Origin of the sequence: Rhodococcus sp. 05-2254-2, assembly GCF_002259095.1 — a bacterium.
Taxonomy (GTDB): Bacteria; Actinomycetota; Actinomycetes; order Mycobacteriales; family Mycobacteriaceae; genus Rhodococcoides.
This window is the reverse complement of sequence record NZ_NOZJ01000006.1, coordinates 93,094-113,221: the sequence shown is the minus strand read 5'-3', so window position 1 is coordinate 113,221 and position 20,128 is coordinate 93,094. Positions and strand designations below refer to the sequence as shown.

Here is a 20,128-nt window from a genome sequence, read left to right as displayed (position 1 = left end):
ACTACGACCGCGGGGAGGCCGAGGACAGCTCGGAGTAGAGCTCCTCGGCCTCTGCGGTCGAGTCGACCTGTGGCGGTGAGCCTTCCAACGGTTGGGTGGCGGACTCGCGCAGAAACCCGACCGCGACGAGGCCGATAACACCGCTCACGACGAGGTAGTACGCAGGGATCATCGGGCTACCCGTTGCGCTGACCAACGCAGAGGTGACCAGTGGCGTCGTACCACCGAAGATCGACACCGACAGATTGAACCCGATCGACAGCGCGGCGTAGCGAATTCGGGTGGGAAACAGGGCCGGTAGCGTCGACGCGCTCGGCGCCGCGAAACACGCCAGCACGAGACCGAGCAACAGGCACGCGATCAGCGGGCCGATCCACCCGCTCTCGCGGAGCAGCAGGAAGCAGGGCACGGCGAGAACGATCTGCCCGACAGCACCGAACACGAACACCGGTTTGCGGCCGATTCGATCGGTCAGCCTGCCGACACCCACGATGACGCTCACCACGACGACCATCGCCGACAGGACGAGCAAATCGGCGCTGAGCTGACTGCGGCCGACGACCTCGGTGAAGTACGTGGGTAGATACGACGTGACCATGTAGTTGGTCACGTTGTACAGCAACACGATTCCCGTGCAGATCAACAGAGCCCGCCAATGGTCGGTGAAGATCTTCCCGATCGATCTCCGACCGCTCTCCTGCGCCTTGACCTTGCTGTCGTGTTCGTCGAGTTGTTTGCGGAACGCAGGGGTGTCCTCCAGCTTCAGCCGCAGGTACAGCCCGATCAGACCCATCGGTCCTGCGACGAAGAACGGTATGCGCCAGCCCCATTCGACCATCGTGGCGTCGCCCAACACCGCGTTGAGGATCGTCACCAGGCCGGAGCCCATGGCATAACCGACGAAAGTGCCGAAGTCGAGCCAACTACCGAGAAAACCACGACGCTTGTCCGGGGAGTACTCGGCGATGAACGTCGTGGCACCGCCGTACTCGCCGCCGGTGGAGAACCCTTGGACCAGCCGCGCGACGAGTAGGAGAATCGGTGCCCAGATCCCGATGGTCGCGTAACTGGGGATGAGTCCGACGGCCAGCGTGCCGATCGCCATCATGATCATCGTCGCGGCGAGTACCTTCTGCCGCCCGATTCGGTCCCCCAGTGGTCCGAAGAACAAGCCTCCGAGTGGACGGACGACGAACGCTGCCGCGAACGTGGCGAACGTCGAGATGAGCTGCACTGCGGGCGTGGCGTCGGGGTAGAACACCTTGCCCAACGTCGCGGCCAGGTAGCCGTACACACCGAAGTCGAACCACTCCATCGTGTTGCCGAGAGCAGCGGCCGACACCGCGCGCTTGAGCATCGGCTGATCCACGACGGTGATGCTCTCCTGCGAGAGCGCCGGCTTCCTCCGCATTCGGTTCGTGAACGCGTCGCGTCGAAGAAGCTGGACGTGTCGATGTCCCCACCGCGTGTGCTGCGGGGTTGTCTCAGGCTCTCGGGCTACGGTCATTCCAGCAACGTTAGCCAGACAAACGATGTGATTTCAAACGACCGAACTCGGTCTACCGATGTTCCTCCAGGTGAACGGCAGGACGTCGAATGTGCCACACCACGTTGACAATTGGAGCAATTCGGCCAATCCGGACAGAGACTGTCGCGGGGCAACGACACCGATCGACGCACAGCTGGCAGGATGGACCCGTGCCGAACCACAACTACGGACTCACGGTGAGCTGGACGGGCAACCGCGGCGTCGGTACCACCGGTGCCGCCGCCTACGACCGCGATCACATCGTCTCGGCACCCGGCAAGCCCGACCTCCACGCGAGCTCCGATCCGAGCTTTCGCGGCAACCCCGAACGCTGGAATCCCGAGGAGATGCTCGTCGCCTCGCTGTCCAGTTGCCATATGCTGTGGTACCTCGGGCTCGCCGCCGCCTCGGGAGTGGTCGTCACCGACTACACCGACTCCCCCACCGGAGTGATGACCGAGCTATCCGACGGTTCGGGTCAGTTCGTCGAGGTCACCCTCGTTCCGGTCGTGACCGTCGTGGACCCGTCGATGGTGCCGCGCGCCGAGAAACTGCACGCATCGGCGTCTTCGAAGTGCTTCATCGCGCGATCGGTCAACTTCCCGGTGCGGCACACCCCGACGACGGAGGTGGCGTCGTGACCGTCCCCTTGATCGTCGACGTGGACACCGGAATCGACGATTCTCTCGCGTTGCTCTACTTGCTCGCCAGTGAGGATGCCGAGATCCTCGGCATCGCATCCACCGCGGGCAATGTGCCGGTGAACCAGGTTGCCGCGAACAATCTCGCCTGGCTCGACGTGTGCCGCGCGGGCGATGTCGAGGTCTCGCTCGGCGCACAGGTGCCCCTCGTCGCACCACTGATGACCACCGAGGACACCCACGGTCCGCAGGGCATCGGGTACGCGGAGCTTCCGGTGTCGACGCGGCCGCTGTCCGACCGGGACGCCACCACGATGTGGATCGAGCTGGTTCGTTCGCGGCCGGGCGAGATCACCGGATTGGTCACCGGTCCGCTGACCAATCTCGCGCTGGCGATCCGTCGGGATCCCGAGCTACCTCGACTGTTGAAGCGACTGGTGTTGATGGGCGGCGCATTTCAGCACCAGGGCAACACGACACCGACCAGCGAGTGGAACATCGCCGTCGACCCCGAGGCCGCCGCAGAAGTGTTCGCGGCCTTCTCCGGGCTACCGCCGGAACGCCGTCCCGTCGTCTGCGCGCTCGACATCACCGAGACCATCGAGATGACCCCCGAACACATCCGGCGTCTTGCCGAGCGCGCCGGAAGCGTTCCGGCCGAATCGATCTCGTCGAGCGATGCTCCGGGTGTTCGCTCGGCCGCGTCGAACCCGATCGTGCGGCACTTCTCCGACGCGGTGCGGTTCTACCTGGAATTCCATCGCGATCACGATCAAGGCTTCCTGGCGCACATGCACGATCCGTTTGCGGCCGCGCTCGCGCTCGACGCGGACATCGCCACCTACCGACACGCGAGCGTGGACGTCGAACTCGTCGGGACTCTCACGCGCGGAACGACAGTGGCCGATTGGCGCGGGATGTGGGGTCGAGAACCGAATGCCGCGATCGCGACTCGTACGGACCCGGAGGCATTCTTCGACCGCTTGATCGAGCGTGTCGGGGATCTCGCCGCCCGACTCTACCCCGCAATCCCGATCGCCGAGACAGATTCAGGAATCGAAGGCGTCGAGTAGTTCCTGCGCAGCCAGCGCGGCGGTCAGTGAACCGTCGCGCACCCGGGCCTCGACGTCGCCGCGAATCGCCTTGACGGAGGGATTTTGCGCCAGCCTTCGCAGCAGTTGATCGTTGACCATCGTCCACGTCCAATCGACCTGCTGCTTGCGACGCTTTTCCGCGAATTCGCCTGCGTCGCTGAGCACTTGCTGATGGCGTAGCACGGTGTCCCAGTACTCGTCCAGACCGGTGCCCTCGATGGCACTCATCGTCAACACCGGGGGCTTCCAGATCGCGTCGTGCGGATAGATCAGCCGCAGGGCGCCCGCCAACTCCCGGGCCGCGTTCTTCGCGTCGGTCGCGTGCTTGCCGTCGGCCTTGTTGACGGCCACCAGGTCGGCGAGTTCGAGAACGCCCTTCTTGATGCCCTGCAACTGATCTCCGGTGCGCGCAAGCGTCAGGAACGTGAAACAGTCGACCATGTTCGCGACCGTCACCTCGGACTGCCCGACGCCCACCGTCTCCACCAGAATGACGTCGAAGCCTGCTGCTTCGAGGAGCACGATCGTCTCCCGCGTCGCACGTGCGACCCCGCCCAGGGTTCCCGACGTCGGAGACGGCCGGATGTACGCGTTCTCCTGCACCGCGAGACGCGACATCCGGGTCTTGTCACCCAGGATGGAACCACCGGTCCGCGTCGACGACGGATCGACGGCCAGCACCGCGACTCGGTGCCCCTTCTCGATCAACCGCATTCCGAGCGCGTCGATGAAGGTCGATTTGCCGACCCCCGGCACGCCGGTGATGCCGACTCGATGGGAGCCACCGGCATCGGGCAGCACCCGCAGCAGCAATTGCTGAGCCAGGTCTCGATGATCCGATCGGGTCGACTCGACCAAGGTGATGGCACGCGCCAAACCGGATCGCTCGTTCGCTCGAACCGAGTCGGCCACCGCATCGATGTCGATGGTTCGGCCTCTCGGCGACGCTGCACCGGTCGTGGAACTCGTGTTGTCGTTCGGAGAACCCATGCTCAGGCGTTGGCCTCGCGTGGTGCGTGCCCGAGCGCAACGGACAGCTTCTCCACCAGGCCGATCGCTGCGTCGGCGATGACGGTGCCCGGAGGGAAGATCGCCGCAGCGCCCGCGGCGTACAGCTCGTCGAAATCGCCGGGTGGGATGACGCCACCGACGACGATCATGATGTCCTCGCGGCCGACATCGGCCAAGGCCTGTCGCAGCGCGGGCACCAGCGTCAGATGGCCTGCCGCCAGCGACGACACTCCGACGACGTGAACGTCGTTGTCGGCGGCCTGTCGGGCCACCTCCTCGGGGGTCTGGAACAGCGGGCCGACGTCCACGTCGAAGCCGATGTCCGCGAACGCCGTGGCGATGACCTTCTGACCACGGTCGTGCCCGTCCTGACCCATCTTGCACACCAGGACGCGAGGCCGACGGCCCTCGTCCTCGGCGAACTGCCCGACCAGCGTCGTGGCGCGGGTGATGTTCTCGGATTTGCCTGCCTCGTCGCGGTACACACCACTGATTGTCCGGATTTCGGCCTGATGGCGCCCGTAGACCTTCTCGAGCGCGTCGGAGATCTCGCCGACGGTGGCCATCTTGCGTGCCGCGTCGATGGCGAGGGCGAGCAGATTGTTCTCCATACCCGGCTGATCCGACGCCGCAGCTCTGGTCAGGTTCGCCAGGGCGGCCTCGACCTCGGCGGTGTCCCGCTCGGCCCGCAGCCGCTCGAGCTTCTCGATCTGCTCACGTCGAACCTTGGAGTTCTCGACCTTGAGCACCTCGATGGTGTCGGGCTCGTCGGGCACGTACTTGTTGACGCCCACCAGGGGCTGACGGCCGGAGTCGATACGCGCCTGGGTGCGGGCCGCCGCCTCCTCGATGCGTAGCTTGGGAATGCCCTCGCCGATGGCCTGAGCCATGCCGCCCGCTTCCTCGACCTCGGCGATGTGTGCCCGGGCCCGATTCGCGAGCTGATGAGTGAGCCACTCGACGTAGTGCGAGCCGCCCCACGGATCGATCGGGCGAACGGTGTTGGACTCCTGAGCGATGAGCAGCTGGGTGTTGCGGGCGATCCGCGCCGAGAAGTCCGTCGGCAGGGCGAGAGCCTCGTCGAGGGCGTTGGTGTGCAGCGACTGGGTGTGTCCCTGGGTTGCCGCCATCGCCTCCACACAGGTACGGGCGACGTTGTTGAACACGTCCTGTGCCGTCAACGACCAACCCGACGTCTGTGAATGAGTGCGCAGCGAACGGGATTTGGCGCTCTCGGGCTCGAACTGCTGGACGAGCTCGGCCCACAGCAGACGCCCGGCACGCAGCTTGGCGACCTCCATGAAGAAGTTCATTCCGATGGCCCAGAAGAACGACAGTCGCGGCGCGAACGTATCGATGTCCATGCCCGCATCCAGACCGGCCCGGATGTACTCGACACCGTCCGCGAGGGTGTACGCGAGTTCGAGATCGGCAGTGGCTCCGGCTTCTTGGATGTGGTAGCCGGAGATGGAGATCGAGTTGTACTTGGGCATCTTCTCGCTGGTGTACGCGAAGATGTCCGAGATGATGCGCATCGACGGCTTGGGCGGATAGATGTAGGTGTTGCGCACCATGAACTCTTTGAGAATGTCGTTCTGGATGGTGCCGGCGAGCTTCTCCGGCCCGACGCCCTGCTCCTCGGCGGCCGCGACGTACAGCGCCAGGATCGGCAGCACCGCACCGTTCATGGTCATCGAGACCGAGACGCTGCCCAGGTCGATGCCGTCGAACAGCTGACGCATGTCGTAGATGGAATCGATGGCCACACCGGCCATTCCGACGTCACCCTGTACTCGCGGGTGATCGGAGTCGTAGCCGCGGTGGGTGGCCAGGTCGAACGCAACCGACAGACCCTTCTGGCCGGCCGCGAGGTTTCGACGATAGAACGCGTTGGACTCGGCCGCGGTGGAGAAGCCCGCGTACTGACGAATGGTCCACGGCTGGTTGACGTACATCGTGGGATACGGCCCGCGAAGGAACGGCGGGGCACCCGGGTAGCTGTGCAGCGGGTAGCCCTCGGCCTCGGCGGCGGCGCGATCGGCCTCGGTGAACACCGGCTTGACGTCGATGCCCTCGGGGGTGGACCACACCACCTGCTCGGGTGTGTAGAAGTTGGCCTTCGCGCCCTTCTCCACGTGAGCGTTGACGTCCTCGGCCGACGGCGGCGGCGGAGTCGGCTCGTCGGGATCGACCAGTGGCACCTCGGCGAAACTGCCGATGGTGTGCGAGATTCTGCGCTCGTCGGTATTCACTTCAGGCTCGCTCATCTCAGGCTCCCAGGGTGTCGAGAAGTTCGGTCAGCACGGCGACGGCGTCGACCTTCGCGGTCAGGAATCCATCGGGACGCGAGTCACCCTCGACGCCGGTGAAGATCTTCTCGGGACCGGCGAGCAGCACCTGCGTGACGCCTGCTGCCCGCAGTGCCTCCACGGCAGTGGCGGCCTCGTCGACGTACCTCTTGTCGGTTCCACACACCACCGCTATGTGAGCTCCGGACGTCTCCACTGCCCCGGCAACAGCCTCGACGGTCAGCGGACCCGGGTTGACGGCCTCGATCCCGCCCGAGGCCAACAGATTCGACGCGAATGTCGTCCGGACGTTGTGTTCGGCAACGCTGCCCAGCGGTACCAGAAGCACGGTCGGCCGTGAATCATGCTGAGCCAGATGAGCATCCGAGCGATCCCGCAAAGCTTCGAAAGCCCTGGCGTACCTGTACACGGTTGCCGAATCCTGCGGCTCGGTCTGCTCCGGGGTCAGTGGTGCCTCGGCCAGGTTGGGAAACTCGTTGACGCCGGTCAGCGGGGTCACTCGGTGAGCGATGTCGGAATCGCGTTCGGCGCGGGTCTTCTCGATCGCGGCCACGAGCGAACCGTCGGCGACGGCGGCACGGAATCCGCCCGACGCTTCGACGGTCTGGAAGAACTCCCAGGCCTTCGCGGCGACCGCAGCGGTCAGTTCTTCGATGTACCAGGACCCGGCACCCGGATCCAGGACCCGTCCGAGATGCGCCTCTTCGAGCAGCAGCAGCTGGGTGTTCCGGGCGATGCGGGCCGCGAACGTCTTCGACACCCCGGCTGCGCCGCCATCGAGTGCCGCATCGAACGGGAGCACGGTCACCGCATCGGCGCCGCCGACTCCCGCGCCGAACGACGCCAGCGTGGTCCGCAGCATGTTCACCCACGGATCCCGCTGCGACATCATCGCCTCCGAGGTCACCGCGTGCTGAGGAGCGTCACCGGCGTCGGGGGCTCCGCAGACCTGCGCGATGCGCGCCCACAACGTGCGAGCGGCCCGGAACTTGGCGATGGTCTGGAACTGGTCGTCGGTGGCGGAGAATCGGAACTCGATCTGTCTCAGGGCATCCGAGATGCCGATACCGGCATCGGTCATGGACCGTAGGTACTCGAGGCCTGCGGCGATCGCAGAACCGAGCTCCTGCGCGTCGCCGCCTCCGAGATTGTGGAACACGGTGCCGTCGACGGTGATCGCACGAACCGTCTCGGTGCGACCGATCGATCCACGAACCAGTTCGAGTGCCTCGTCCATCTCGATCGACTCGGTTCCACCCAACGGCGCTGTGAGAGTGGCCACGCCGAGTCGGATGTCGACTGCGGCGCGATCGTCGATATCGGTCGAGTCGAGCACCCCGAACACTGCTGCAGCTGCTGCCCGAACATCCCCGCGCGCATCGAGCGTCAGCGGTGCGAGCTCGAGAAACACTCCACCGAGAACCTCCGGGAGCGCAGTCGGATCCACACCACCGGCGCCGACCGTCAACCACAGAGCGCTGGTGCCGTTGGAGAGGGAATCGAGTATCTGCGTGTTGAGGGTCGACGCGTCGTCGGCGCCGTCGCCGCGGACCGAACCGTGGCGGGTGCACACCTTCCAGCCGGCGTTGACGTCGCGGTGGGGGTCGCGGCCCCGCAGGTAGGGAAATTGCCCCGGCAGTGGACCTTCCGGGCGCTCGTCGAACGCGGTGTACAGCGGGGACACGGTGACCCCGTCGTACGTCGTCGAATCGAGTAGATGTTCGGCGTCGGCGGGCAGATCGGCCACCTCGACCCGACGAGATTTGGCCAGGACACCGGCCACTGCCTTCTGCCAGGCCGCATGAGCGCTGCGTGCGGCATCTTCGTGCGACGCGATGGACACGTGTGCTGCTCCCTCGGTTCGGCGGGTAGTCCTGCGCCCGACTTGAAGTGATGCTAACCCCACCGCCTTGCAGGTTATCGTGAGGATCACCTCACGTTCGGTAGGACGGCTCAGCTCTCGCACTCGCCGAAACAGCGAGGTGTCGTCTCGCGCCGGTACGCTTGCCTCTCGTGACCCGGCACCTGCGTGACGTTCGACTGATCGCGCTGCTGGCGGTTGTTGCCGTCTTCGCTCTCGTGGCGGTGTTCGCACCCCATCCGAGTGTCGAACAGATTCGCGAGTGGGGCGTCTCAGTCGGCCCGGCATTTCCGCTCGTGTTCTTCGGCGTGCACGCGATCGTGACCGTCGCACCCGTCCCGAGAACACTGTTCACGCTCAGCGCAGGAGTGCTGTTCGGGCCCCTGACCGGATTGGCGGTCACCATCGGCGCGTCGACGGTAAGTGCGATTCTGGCTCTGCTGTTGGTCCGCGCGATAGGTCGAGAAGCCGTGGCAGCGCGGATGTCGCACTCGGTCCTGGATTCGGTGGACGAGAGTCTGCGGCGGCGCGGATGGCTGGCCGTCGGCTCTCTACGCCTGATAGCGCCGGTGCCGTTCTCGGTGGTGAACTACGCGTGTGGTGTGTCGGCGGTTCGGCCCGTCCCGTTCGCGCTGGCGACGGCCGTCGGGATGCTGCCGGGCACTCTCGGAATCGTCGTGATCGGCGGAGCGATCGGGGGCGAGACACATCCGGCGCTGCTGGTGCTGTCCGCGGTCTGTATCGCGATCGGCCTCAGTGGGCTGGTCGTGGATTGGCGTCTGTCGCGCGGTTCGCGATCCGAGCCCACACCCGCGGGCAGTCGACAGGCCGGGAACCTTGATTCTGACTAATCAAGCCTTGAAGCTTGACTGGGTCACATCAACGATCTAGCCTTGTCCGATGTTCGTACTGACCGTGGACCAGCGCCGCAGTAGGCGCGATATCGATCGCGTACCCGAACTGCTCGATCGCTACCGCGACCACGAGCTGATCCGTCCCTTCGAGCGAACCGCAGGAGACGAAGTGCAAGCCGTCTGCGAGGAGGCCGCCATCGTCGTCTCGATCGCCCTCGAACTGGTATCCACCCCGCACTGGAGCGTGGGCATCGGCATCGGCTCCGTCGAACTCCCGCTGCCCGAGACCACGCGCGCCGGACGCGGACCGGCGTTCGAGGCAGCCCGGGACGCCGTGACCAGAGCCAAGAACGCACCGGCTGCACTCGCCGTCAGCGGCCCCGACGCCGCTGCCGCCGAGGATGCGGAGACCGCATCGACCCTGGTTGCGCTGCTCGTCGGCAGACGCTCGGACCAGGGCCGAGAAGCAGTCGAACTCATGGCTCGCGGGTTGTCGCAGACCGACGCGGCCGAACGACTGAAGATCAGCAAACAAGCCATGTCACAACGACTCTCGGTAGCCGGCTGGCACGTCGAGAACGCGGGCCGCACCCTGGCGACTCGCTTGCTCGACACCGCGAACACGACGGAAAGCCATCGGTCATGATCGTCGCCACCCTCGTGCTGCTGGCACTGACCGCAATCGCCGCTACGGTCCCGGCCGGCACCGGAATTCGACGATGGTTGCCCACCGCCGCCGCGTCGAGTCTGCTCGCGGCAGCGGCAGTCCTGGCCACTGTCGCCGGACCGGCCTACGGCCTCGGCCACGCCATCGGAGTGGTCCTGAGCGTCGTCGCTGCGGCACTGGGTGGAACAGCGATGGTACCCACCGTTTTTCGCGTCGCACGACGACGAAGCGACTCGACCGGAGAAGATCCGATCGAGCCGCTTCGTGGTGGACTGACCATCGGCATCCTCGAACGCGTGGCCGTTGCCGTGTCGATTCTCGCCGGTTGGCCGGAAGGGATCGCCATCGTGCTGGCAGTCAAGGGACTCGCGCGCTATCCCGAACTGCGCGAATCCCATGCCTCCGAACAGTTCATCATCGGCACCTTCGCCAGCGTGCTGTGGGCCCTGGCCGCTGCCGGCGTCGGAACCGCCCTGATCAGCTGATCAGGGCGGACCTCAGCGCTGTTCCGGCTCCGCCTCGGGCGACGCCGCCAGGGCACCGAGGTCCAACCCTTTGGACAGTTCGGGAGACGCAGCCAGCGACGTGTCGACCGGCTTGCGCGCCACTGCTTCTGCCGCCTTGACCGCCTCGGCGACCGCCGGATCGGCCTTGGTCTCGAACCATTCGGCGACCTCGTCGGAGTCGTCCTCCGGCTTGGGCTCGTTGCCCGCCGACTCGTTGGGCTCGTAGCGGAAGACACCGTCCTCCCCGGGCGCACCGAGTGTCTTGGCGAAGCCCTTGAGCGCATCGCCGAAATCGCTCGGAATCATCCACACCTTGTTCGCATCGCCCTGCGCCATCTGCGGCAGGGTCTGCATGTACTGGTACGCGAGCAACTCGGGGGTCGGCTTGCCGGCCTTGATGGCACCGAACACCTTCTCGATGGCTTTGGCCTGGCCCTGGGCCTCGAGATACTTCGCAGCTCGATCACCCTGCGCCCGCAGGATGCGTGACTGCCGCTCACCCTCGGCGGTGAGGATGGACGCTTGCTTGCCACCCTCGGCCGCGAGAATCCGACTCTGCTTGTCGCCCTCGGCGGTCTTGATCGCCGACTCACGATGGCCCTCGGCAGTGAGGATGGTCGCTCGCTTCTCGCGATCGGCCTTCATCTGCTTCTCCATCGATTCCTGGATCGAGGGCGGCGGATCGATGCTCTTGAGCTCCACTCGGGCCACTCGCAGACCCCAGCGGCCGGTCGCCTCGTCCAGCACGACGCGGAGTTGACCGTTGATCGAATCACGCGAGGTGAGCGTCTCCTCCAGCGTCATTCCGCCGACGACGTTACGCAGTGTGGTGGTCGTCAACTGCTCGACGCCGACGATGTAGTTGTTGATCTCGTACACGGCCGACTGCGGGTTCGTCACCTGGAAGTACACGACGGTGTCGATCGACACGGTCAGGTTGTCCTTGGTGATCACCGGCTGCGGGGGAAACGACACGACCCGCTCGCGCAGGTCGACCTTGGCGCGGATGCGGTCGACGAACGGCACGAGGAACGTGAGCTGTCCGGACACGGTGCGTGTGTAGCGGCCCAGCCGTTCGATGACGGCGGCCTCGGCTTGCGGGACGATCGAGATGGACTTGGCCATCAACACCGCAACGAACGCGACGATGACAGCCAGTGCGATGAGTGCTTCCACTTGGCTACGGTCCCTTCCATACGACGGCGGTAGCGCCGTCAATTTCCATCACGGTCACGGTGGTGCCAGGGGCATAGACCTCGGTCTCGTCGAGAGGACGAGCCGTCCACACCTCACCACCGAGCTTGATCTGGCCTTCGTGGGCAGTGACCTGTTCGAGAACGACCGCACTCTTGCCGGTGAGCGCCGCCATGCCCATCGGGGTATCGGGCGGATTCGCGAAGCGCCGCAACAGAATCGGTCTCAACCCGAGCACCAACGCCAGTGACAGGACACCGAAGACGATCGCATCGGCCCACACCGGGAAATCCGTCAGAGCAGAGACACCGGCAGTACCGAGCGCACCGCCGGCAATCATCAGAAGAAAGAAGTCGCCCGTCAGTGCCTCGGCACCGGCGAGCACCACTGCCGCTATGAGCCAAATGATCGCTGCCACAGCCTCCATACAATCACGAATCGGACAATTGCCGGTGCGTTGCTGGACAGAGCCCTACTCGGTCACGAAGTCGACCAATTGTTCGACGGCACCGATCAACGGTGCCTCGAGATCCCGAAAGCTCGACACCGACGAATACACCCGACGCCACCCCTCCCGGGGAGTACCCCACCCCAGCTCTCGGCAGATCCCGGTCTTCCAATCCTCGCCGCGCGGAATCTTCGGCCACGCAGCGATTCCCACGGCCGCCGGCTTCACCGCTTCCCAGACGTCGATGAACGGATGACCGGTGACCAACACGTGTTCGCCCAGCGACCTCGTCAACTTCGACTCCTTGGACCCGGTCACCAGATGATCCACCAGGACTCCGACGCGACGGCCGGGGCCAGGACCGAAATCGGCCAACCGCTCCCCCAGATTGTCCAGACCCTCCAGATGCTCGACGACCACTCCCTCCACCCGAAGATCGTGTCCCCACACACTTTCCACCAGGGCCGCGTCGTGCACGCCCTCGACCCAGATGCGGCTCGCACGGGCGGTGCGCGCGCGCAGTCCCTCGACTTTGGTGGAACCGGATGCGGAGCGCGTCTGTGCCGCCGCTGCCGGCGCAGGTTTGGGTCGAACCAGAGTCACCCGACGTCCGTCGATCAGGAATGCTGCCTCGCGCAGGGCGAACAGCCGCGTCGTACGGGCACCGTCCTCGAGACGGACGAAATCTCCGTCGTAGGTGCGCTCGAAGCCGACCACGGCACCGCAGTACCCGGTACCGGCGTCTTCGACAACCAATCCACGATCGGCCGACACCTCCGGTGCCGGAACCTTGCGCATGCGACTGTGCCCTCTGAGAATGTCTCCGCCGTACATGTCGTTCACGGCAACCAACGCTAGCGACACCGGCCTCTCCAGCACGGTTCGCCACGCCGACCTATGCTCGTGAGTCGTGTGTTCCTCTAGCGCAAGTCTCGCCCTGTGGGCCGGTTCCTGGCTGGCCGGTTCCAGCTCTCCCGACGACGTCATCGACGCGATGTCCGAGTGGGCTCCGATGCATCTCGTCGGTGCAGGTGATGTGGACGCAGCCAACGATTTCGGGCTGCAGTACCCCGGCTACGCCGAGGGAATAGCGGGCCTGCTGCACGCGATCAGAGCGGCCGCAACTGCGTCGACGCCCACGGCCGGGGACGATCGGATCAAGCTCGTTCTGCCCGCCCCCGGCGCGGTGAGCGGCCTCCCCGCCAACACCGACTTCTCCCGAGCTGCCCTGAACACCGGTCAAGCGGTGGTGATCGGTACCTCGGGCAACACCGGGATCGGGTTGGTACCCGTCGTGGAGGGGCCGGATGTGTTGCGCTGGACCGTCTACTCGATCGTCGTCCCCGAGCACGGTCATCGGGATCGGGGGTTGGGTGAGGCCGAGTACGAGATGCGTGAGGCCGTACGCGGTGCGGCCGACGCTCTCGCACGGATGCAGTCGCTACCCACCCGGACCCTCGACGCCGATCCGCGCACTCGTATCGCCGAGTTGATCGCCGACGCGGCACGGCATCGCTACCCCGCAGACATGTCCGACAGGGCGTTCCGCGTCCTCGAATCGGCGGATCGGGTGGCCGCCATTCTGACGGTCGCGGCGGGATCGGCTCCGTCGGAGGCACCGACCGCGACGGCAGCTGCAGCACGGGAAGAACTCGTTCGACCGCTCTGGGTTGCGGTGCGCACCGCACGCACCATCGCGGTCGCGACGAGCATCGCAGCGGCGATGCATTCCGCCTGACACCGCGCCCGGCCGCGGTGTCAGGCGGCAACGTTCACGACGTGGCAGCGGCGGGCCGGGAGGGCCTGGTGGGCTGCTCACAGCACCCGACGGCGCAGCGACTGCCGTCCAGTGTCGAGCCGTAGCCGGGCACACTGCCGAGACCGCGGCATCGGCCGCCGACTCGGTATTCGTCCACCAGCTCGCGGATCATCCGTGGAAAACGCGCGTCGGATCCGGGCGTGCCTGCGCGCGCGAAGGCCATACCGAGTTCGCGAGCCTTCTCCTCCGCTTCGGTGTCCAGATCCCACACGACCTCGAGATGGTCGGACACGAATCCGATCGGACACACGATCACGGCGTCCACGGACTTCTCCGACAGCGCTTCGAGGTGGTCGCAGATGTCGGGGTCGAGCCACGGCACCTGCGGGGGCCCGGAGCGGGACTGCCACACCAGGTCGTAGTCGTCGACACCCGACGCGGCTGCAACAAGCCTCGAGGCCTCGGCCACCTGACGGCTGTAGAGATGACCGCCGTCCTCGGGCGGGCCGGCATTGGCGTCGGCGGCCGAGGGAATGGAGTGTGCGGTGAACACCAGACGCGCACCGGCGCGGTGCTGCTCGGGCAGTGTGGCTCGCGCCGATGCGACGGCGTCGCTGAACGCGTCGACCATCAGCGGGTGGTCGTAGTACTGCCGAATCTTGAGCAGATGCGGCGCATCGTCACCGACGGCGGCGCGGGCCCGGGCGATGTCCTCGTGGTACTGCCTGCATCCGGAGTATCCGCCCCACGCGGAGGTGGGAAACACGAGTGCGTTCCTGATTCCGTCCGACTTCATGGTCGCGACGGTGTCCTCGATCATCGGATGCCAGTTGCGGTTTCCGAAGTAGATCGGCAGATCCACTCCAGCGGAATCGAATTCGACGCGGAGGGCGTCGATGATGTCTCGGTTGAGCCGGTTGATCGGCGAGACGCCCCCGAAGTGCATGTAATGCTCGACGACCGCGTCGAGCCGCTCGGGCGGCACTCCACGTCCGCGAGTGACGTTCTCCAGGAAAGGGCGTACGTCGGCGGGCTGTTCCGGCCCGCCGAACGAGAGCACCAACAATGCGTCGAAGTCTCCAGGGGTGGTCATGTGTCCATTGTGCCCCCGTCGCCGACCGGCCCCGGTGGGGGTCCGATCGGCGATCGAAACCTCTCGGTGGGCGAAACCACGTGCGGTTCCGCCCACCGCGGCGTCACATGTTCTCGGGGAGGTACGTGTTGTGGCTGGCTCCACCGTCGACGTACACGATGGATCCGGTGGTGCCGGGCAGCCAATCGGACAGCAGCGCGACGATCGACTTCGCGACGACGGTCGGATCGTTGACGTCCCAACCGATGGGAGCGGCGCCGTCCCAGTAGACGTTGAGCTGGTCCATCTTGGCGGCATCACCGGTCGCGGTACCCGCAATCGCCTTGGCGGCGAGAGTCCTGATCGGCCCTGCTGCAACAAGATTGGAGCGGATGCGCTTGGCTGCGCCCACTTCCCGTGCCACGTAACGGTTCACCGACTCGAGGGCGGCCTTCGCCACACCCATCCAGTTGTAGTACGGCATCGAGGTGCGCGGATCGAAGTCCATTCCGACGATGGAGCCACCCTCGTTCATGACCGGGAGCACGGCGCGCGCGAGCGACGCGTAACTCCACGCGGAGATCTCGAATGCCCTCGCGGCATCGGGTCCGGGGCCGTCGAGGAACGGCTTCGCATCGGGGCCCATGAGGGTGCGGGGCGCGAATGCGATCGAGTGCAGAACCCCGTCGATACCTTCCGGTGCCACTTCGCGTACGCGGTCGGCCAGCGCCGCGAGGTGCTCCTCGTTGGTGGCGTCGAGCTCGATCGCCGGGGGCACCTCCTTGGGCAGACGCTGCGCGATGCGGTCGATGAGTCGGAGTCGATCGAACCCGGTGATGATCACCTTGGCACCCTGCTCCTGCGCCATGGCTGCAGCGTGAAACGCGATCGAGGCGTCGGTGATGATGCCGGTGATGAGAATGGTCTTGCCTTCGAGCAATCCGCCCATAGTGCTGTATTCCTTTATTCGGAGGTGTACGTCTGTCGAAATCGTTGTGCGAGTAGGACTTCAGTGCCCCATGCCCATACCACCGTCGACGGGAATGACCGCACCGGACACGTACGACGAGTCAGGTCCGGCAAGGAAGCTCACCACTGCCGCAACGTCCTCGGGCTGACCGAGACGCTGGAGGGGGATGTATTCCTTCGCCTTGCCGCGCAAGTCGTCCGAGAGCTCTGCCGTCATGTCGGTTTCGATGAAACCCGGGGACACGACGTTCGCCGTGATGGAACGCGAACCCAGTTCCCTCGTGATCGATCGAGCCATTCCGATGACGCCCGCCTTGGACGCTGCGTAGTTGATCTGCCCCGGTCCGCCGGCCATGGCCACGACAGAACTCAGGAAGATCATCCGACCCCAGCGCGCGCGCAACATGGCTCGGTTGGCGCGCTTGGCGACGCGGAAGGCTCCGGTCAGGTTCGCGTCGATCACACGCTGGAACTGGTCCTCGGTCATACGCATCAGCAGCGTGTCGTCGGTGATGCCGGCGTTGGCCACGAGCACCTCGACCGGTCCCTGCTTCTCTTCGACCTCCTTGAAGGCCGCGTCCACCGAGGCGGAGTCGGTGACGTCGCAGACGACCCCGAACAGCCCGTCGGGAGCGCCGGAGCCACGGTGGGTGACGGCCACCTTGTGGCCGTCGGCTTGGAGTCGCTGGGCGATGGCAAGACCGATTCCCCGGTTACCTCCGGTGACGAGTACCGATCGCGCGATGAAGTCAGGTGTGGACATGCCTAGCAACCTATCTGTTCGTCCTGGAATGACAAAGCGAAACTTACTGGTGAGTAAGAACAACGATCACGGGAGACGTTGCCGCATCACCAATGCCGAACCGAGGCCAGCCGAGATGCACAGGACGCCGAGTATCAGCCACGGACGCGACGCGTCCCCGCGGGTGATCTCGAACCCGATCTGTTCCTCGAGGGTGTCGTAGACGTCTCTGAGATCCTCGAGCGACGACGCGGAGAAGAAGCTGCCGCCGGACAGATTCGCGATCTCCCGCAACGACGGATCGTCGACCGGTACGGGCACACGTTCGACGCCGTTCTCGTCCTCGATCTCGACGGAGCCGTAGCTCGTGCCGAACGAGATGGTGGAGATGGGCACGTTCTTGTCCTTGGCGGCACGCGCTGCGGTGTACCCGCCGCGGGGGTCGTCGAGGTTCTGCGGAACGGTCTGCTTACCGTCCGAGAGCAGCACGATGCGCGCAGGCGGCGCCGCGTCGCCGCCGCCGAGTATCGCGCCGAGAGTGTCGATCGACTGGAGCGAGGTGAAGATCGACTCGCCGGTGGCCGTTCGTTCGCTGAGTTGCAACCTGTCGATGGCGGATTTGGTGGCTTCGCGGTTGGCCGTGGGCGAGACCAGGACGGACGCCGTTCCGGCGAACGCGACCAACCCGAGATTGATGCCGGGCGTCAGACCGTCGGCGAAGGATTTGGCTGCTTCCTGCGCGGCTGCCAACCGAGTCGGCTCCACGTCGGTGGCCTCCATCGACAGCGACACGTCGATGACGAGCATGACGGTCGCTCGGTTCCGTGGCACCCGCTGGTCCGCCGTGGGACCGGCCAACGCGACGGTCAGGAACATCAGGCCGACCAGAACCAGTGCCGTCGGCAGGTGTCGCAGTCGATTGGGCCGATCCGGCGCAACGGACTCGAGCAGTTCCATGTTGGAGAACCGCAGCACGTGCTTCTGCTTGCGCCGCTGGATCACGACGTAGCCGACCGTCAGTGCGATGACGACGAGGAGAAAGCCCAGCCACCACGGCGAGGCGAAATCGGTCAGGCTCATCGCGGTGCCCGCGCTGTGTTGGTGAACCCGGACCCGATGGTGTGCCTGCGTGCGGTCACGAACCGTACGACGTCTGCGATCCAGTCACCGTCGGTGCGGAGCGTCAATCGGGGTGCGCCGCACCGACGTAGCGCCTTCTCGACGTCGTCGCGGTGTGCTGCAGCTGCGCGCGCGAAATCTGCACGCAGCCGAGGCGTGGTACTGAATTCGCGAGTGCGGCCGGATTCCGGATCGTGGAGAACCACGTCACCGACGTCGGGCAGTTCCAGATCACGTGGGTCGAGTACCTCGACGGCCAGCACGTCGTGTCGAGCGGAGATGGCCCGAAGCGACCGCTCCCAATCGATCGGCCCGAGGAAGTCGCTGATCACCACAGCCATTCCGCGGCGGCGTTCGGGCCGTCGCAGCGCTTCGATGGCGGCGCGCAGGTCACCGCGCACACCGTCGGCCGCAGCCGGCGTCGTGGCAATGGCACGGAGCATCGACTGAGTGTGCACGCGGCCGCCGCGTGCAGGAATGCGGTTGGTCTCGGAACCGGTGGCCACCACCGCGCCGATTCGATTACCGCCACCGCCGGACAGATGAGTGATGGCGGCCGAGGCCGCGACCGCGAGATCGCGCTTCTCGCACCCGGTGGTGCCGAAGTCGAGGCTGGCCGACAAGTCGACGACGAGCCAGGTCTCCAGCTCGCGGTCGGCCACGGACTGCCGCACGTGCGGATGCGTCGTACGCGCGGTGACCGACCAGTCCATCTGGCGGACGTCGTCGCCCGGCTGGTATTCCCTGGCGTCGCCCGGTTCCGAACCGGGACCGGGAATCAGCCCGAGATGATCGCCGTGCAGCACCCCGTCCAATCGGCGGCGGACGGTCAGCTCCAAGGTCCGCAGCGCGGCAGCCAGTTTCGGATCGCGCAGTTCACCCGATCGAAAGGACGGCGGACGAGACACGACGGCACGGGATGCGGTCACGGAAGCGGTGTCGGATCCGCTCACTGCCCCGGCGTACCGATCGCCGATCCGTCACCCGACGGCTCCTGCAACGACGGTGCCGGCTGACCGTACTGACCGCCCTGTGGCTGCTGAGGTCCGGGCTGCTGCTGAGGTCCGGGCTGCTGCGACGGAGGCATCTGGCCCTGCGCGGGAAACTGCCCCGGAGCGGGAAACTGGCCGGGATGCTGACCCTGGCTCGGGTAGGGGCCCTGTGGCTGACGTCCGTCGAAGTGCGGGGCGTCCGGACCGGCTCCGTTGCCCTGCGGCACCGGTACCGCCTGCGGTGACACCTGCGGCAACCCGACGGTCTGCAGCACCCGGGAGATGACCGTCTCCGGGGTCACCTCGTCGGCCAGAGCGTCGTAGGACAACACGAGACGGTGCCGGAGCACATCGGGGATGACCTCGAGAACGTCCTGGGGAACGACGTAGTCGCGACCACGGAGCAGAGCCAGTGCGCGGGAGGCGGCGATGATGCCGAGCGTCGCACGCGGCGATGCACCGTAGGCGATCCAGCTGGCCACGTCGTCCATGCCGAACTGCTCGGGAGTTCGAGTAGCAGAGATGACCCGGACCACGTAGTCGACGAGCGCATGGTGCACGAACACCGAGCTGGCCAGATTCTGCAGGCGAACCAATTCGACCGGGTCCAGGATCTGCTTGGGCTCGGGAGCCTTGATTCCCATGCGGTAGACGATCTCGCGCTCTTCCTCGACCGTCGGGTAGTCGACGACGATCTTGAACAGGAATCGGTCTCGCTGCGCTTCGGGAAGCGGGTACACACCTTCGTTCTCGATGGGGTTCTGCGTTGCCATCACCAGGAACGGATCCGGCATCGGGAACGTCTTGCCGCCGATGGTCACGTGTCGTTCTGCCATGACCTCGAGCAGAGCGGACTGAACCTTGGCCGGTGCACGGTTGATCTCGTCGGCCAGCACGAAGTTGGCCACGACGGGTCCGAGTTCGGTGTCGAACTCCTCACGACCCTGACGGTAGATTCGAGTGCCGACGAGGTCGGTGGGAACCAGGTCGGGTGTGAACTGAACTCGCGAGAACGAGCCACCGACCACACGTGCGAACGTCTCGACGGCAAGAGTCTTCGCGACGCCGGGAACACCCTCGAGCAACACGTGTCCGCGGGCGAGCAACCCCACCAGAATGCGCTCGACCAGCCGATCCTGACCGACGATCACGCGCTTGACCTCGTACACGGCTTTCTCGAGAAGCTGGACGTCCTCGGCCAAGGCCGGACTGTCCACCCGCTTCGGCTCCACACCCGGTGGATTCGACGTCTCGGACTCGACTCGCGTCGACCCCTCGTCGTTCGAAATCCGGCCGTCACGTGATGTCACCAAGAATTCACCGCTTTCAGTCGATCGTCGTCGGGCACGTTTCATACCGTCG

At 65.8% G+C, this 20,128-nt stretch carries 19 protein-coding genes; 6 read left to right on the top strand and 13 right to left on the bottom strand.

What is annotated here, in order from left to right; genetic code table 11:
- Nucleotide 1: 1 nt before the first annotated feature.
- Entirely contained in the window at nucleotides 2-1,507 is a 1,506-nt protein-coding gene (proP, locus tag CH283_RS08345) for a glycine betaine/L-proline transporter ProP (protein WP_094641842.1), read from the bottom strand.
- A gap of 191 nt (nucleotides 1,508-1,698) precedes the next feature.
- Here proP and CH283_RS08340 point away from each other — a divergent pair, with 191 nt between their 5' ends.
- Together CH283_RS08340 and CH283_RS08335 are read left to right on the top strand one after the other, a co-directional pair.
- On the top strand, nucleotides 1,699-2,169 hold the full coding sequence (locus tag CH283_RS08340) for an OsmC family protein (protein ID WP_094641844.1): 471 nt from the start codon (nucleotides 1,699-1,701) through the stop codon (nucleotides 2,167-2,169).
- The gene (locus tag CH283_RS08335; protein ID WP_094642366.1) at nucleotides 2,166-3,242 is read left to right on the top strand and encodes a nucleoside hydrolase; all 1,077 of its coding nucleotides are present in this window, start codon (nucleotides 2,166-2,168) and stop codon (nucleotides 3,240-3,242) included. The genes CH283_RS08340 and CH283_RS08335 overlap by 4 nt, the downstream gene beginning before the upstream one ends.
- Here the strand turns inward: CH283_RS08335 and meaB are convergent.
- The 3 genes from meaB to mutA are packed head-to-tail and all read right to left on the bottom strand — an operon-like array spanning nucleotide 3,219 to nucleotide 8,426.
- Nucleotides 3,219-4,253, bottom strand: coding sequence for a methylmalonyl Co-A mutase-associated GTPase MeaB (gene meaB, locus CH283_RS08330; RefSeq protein WP_255183141.1), 1,035 nt, complete (start codon nucleotides 4,251-4,253; stop codon nucleotides 3,219-3,221). The genes CH283_RS08335 and meaB overlap by 24 nt on opposite strands.
- Nucleotides 4,254-4,255: 2 nt before the next feature.
- Entirely contained in the window at nucleotides 4,256-6,541 is a 2,286-nt protein-coding gene (gene scpA, locus CH283_RS08325) for a methylmalonyl-CoA mutase (RefSeq protein WP_094641846.1), read from the bottom strand.
- Between the two features lies 1 nt (nucleotide 6,542).
- Nucleotides 6,543-8,426: a methylmalonyl-CoA mutase small subunit gene (mutA, locus tag CH283_RS08320; RefSeq protein ID WP_094641848.1), complete on the bottom strand. Its 1,884-nt coding sequence runs from the start codon at nucleotides 8,424-8,426 to the stop codon at nucleotides 6,543-6,545.
- A 170-nt stretch (nucleotides 8,427-8,596) separates the two neighbouring features.
- Between mutA and CH283_RS08315 the strand changes: the two genes are divergently transcribed.
- From CH283_RS08315 to CH283_RS08305, 3 genes are read left to right on the top strand one after another with little or no spacing between them, the layout of a single operon-like run.
- Nucleotides 8,597-9,295 carry a TVP38/TMEM64 family protein gene (locus CH283_RS08315; protein WP_094641850.1) on the top strand — a complete coding sequence of 233 codons (699 nt, stop codon included), beginning with the start codon at nucleotides 8,597-8,599 and terminating at the stop codon, nucleotides 9,293-9,295.
- Nucleotides 9,296-9,344: 49 nt separating this feature from the next.
- Nucleotides 9,345-9,944 (top strand): hypothetical protein, encoded by a 600-nt coding sequence (locus CH283_RS08310; protein WP_094641852.1) that lies wholly within the window; start codon nucleotides 9,345-9,347, stop codon nucleotides 9,942-9,944.
- Nucleotides 9,941-10,450, top strand: coding sequence for a hypothetical protein (locus tag CH283_RS08305; protein WP_094641854.1), 510 nt, complete (start codon nucleotides 9,941-9,943; stop codon nucleotides 10,448-10,450). The genes CH283_RS08310 and CH283_RS08305 overlap by 4 nt, the downstream gene beginning before the upstream one ends.
- 12 nt (nucleotides 10,451-10,462) lie before the next feature.
- Here CH283_RS08305 and CH283_RS08300 read toward each other — a convergent pair whose 3' ends face one another.
- From CH283_RS08300 to CH283_RS08290, 3 genes are read right to left on the bottom strand one after another with little or no spacing between them, the layout of a single operon-like run.
- Nucleotides 10,463-11,647: an SPFH domain-containing protein gene (locus tag CH283_RS08300; RefSeq protein ID WP_094653725.1), complete on the bottom strand. Its 1,185-nt coding sequence runs from the start codon at nucleotides 11,645-11,647 to the stop codon at nucleotides 10,463-10,465.
- Between the two features lie 4 nt (nucleotides 11,648-11,651).
- The gene (locus CH283_RS08295; protein WP_032378478.1) at nucleotides 11,652-12,083 is read right to left on the bottom strand and encodes an NfeD family protein; all 432 of its coding nucleotides are present in this window, start codon (nucleotides 12,081-12,083) and stop codon (nucleotides 11,652-11,654) included.
- A 54-nt stretch (nucleotides 12,084-12,137) separates the two neighbouring features.
- Nucleotides 12,138-12,947 carry a DUF3097 domain-containing protein gene (locus CH283_RS08290; protein WP_068050496.1) on the bottom strand — a complete coding sequence of 270 codons (810 nt, stop codon included), beginning with the start codon at nucleotides 12,945-12,947 and terminating at the stop codon, nucleotides 12,138-12,140.
- A 76-nt stretch (nucleotides 12,948-13,023) separates the two neighbouring features.
- Between CH283_RS08290 and CH283_RS08285 the strand changes: the two genes are divergently transcribed.
- Nucleotides 13,024-13,851: a hypothetical protein gene (locus tag CH283_RS08285; protein WP_176460581.1), complete on the top strand. Its 828-nt coding sequence runs from the start codon at nucleotides 13,024-13,026 to the stop codon at nucleotides 13,849-13,851.
- 34 nt (nucleotides 13,852-13,885) lie between these two features.
- Here CH283_RS08285 and CH283_RS08280 read toward each other — a convergent pair whose 3' ends face one another.
- The 6 genes from CH283_RS08280 to CH283_RS08255 all read right to left on the bottom strand — a co-directional run bounded on the left by CH283_RS08280 (nucleotide 13,886) and on the right by CH283_RS08255 (nucleotide 20,121).
- A complete protein-coding gene (locus CH283_RS08280) occupies nucleotides 13,886-14,965 on the bottom strand; it encodes a ferrochelatase (RefSeq protein ID WP_068050493.1) in 1,080 nt (359 codons plus the stop codon).
- Between the two features lie 103 nt (nucleotides 14,966-15,068).
- Nucleotides 15,069-15,893, bottom strand: coding sequence for an NADH-dependent enoyl-ACP reductase InhA (gene inhA, locus CH283_RS08275; protein ID WP_032377850.1), 825 nt, complete (start codon nucleotides 15,891-15,893; stop codon nucleotides 15,069-15,071).
- A gap of 60 nt (nucleotides 15,894-15,953) precedes the next feature.
- Entirely contained in the window at nucleotides 15,954-16,676 is a 723-nt protein-coding gene (gene fabG1, locus CH283_RS08270; RefSeq protein ID WP_068050494.1) for a 3-oxoacyl-ACP reductase FabG1, read from the bottom strand.
- 66 nt (nucleotides 16,677-16,742) lie between these two features.
- Complete coding sequence (locus CH283_RS08265; RefSeq protein ID WP_068050495.1) at nucleotides 16,743-17,735, bottom strand: VWA domain-containing protein; 993 nt, start codon at nucleotides 17,733-17,735, stop codon at nucleotides 16,743-16,745.
- A complete protein-coding gene (locus tag CH283_RS08260; protein WP_068050497.1) occupies nucleotides 17,732-18,703 on the bottom strand; it encodes a DUF58 domain-containing protein in 972 nt (323 codons plus the stop codon). Before CH283_RS08260 ends, CH283_RS08265 begins: the two co-directional genes overlap by 4 nt.
- Before the next feature lie 20 nt (nucleotides 18,704-18,723).
- Nucleotides 18,724-20,121 (bottom strand): AAA family ATPase, encoded by a 1,398-nt coding sequence (locus CH283_RS08255; RefSeq protein ID WP_373557662.1) that lies wholly within the window; start codon nucleotides 20,119-20,121, stop codon nucleotides 18,724-18,726.
- Nucleotides 20,122-20,128: the final 7 nt, after the last annotated feature.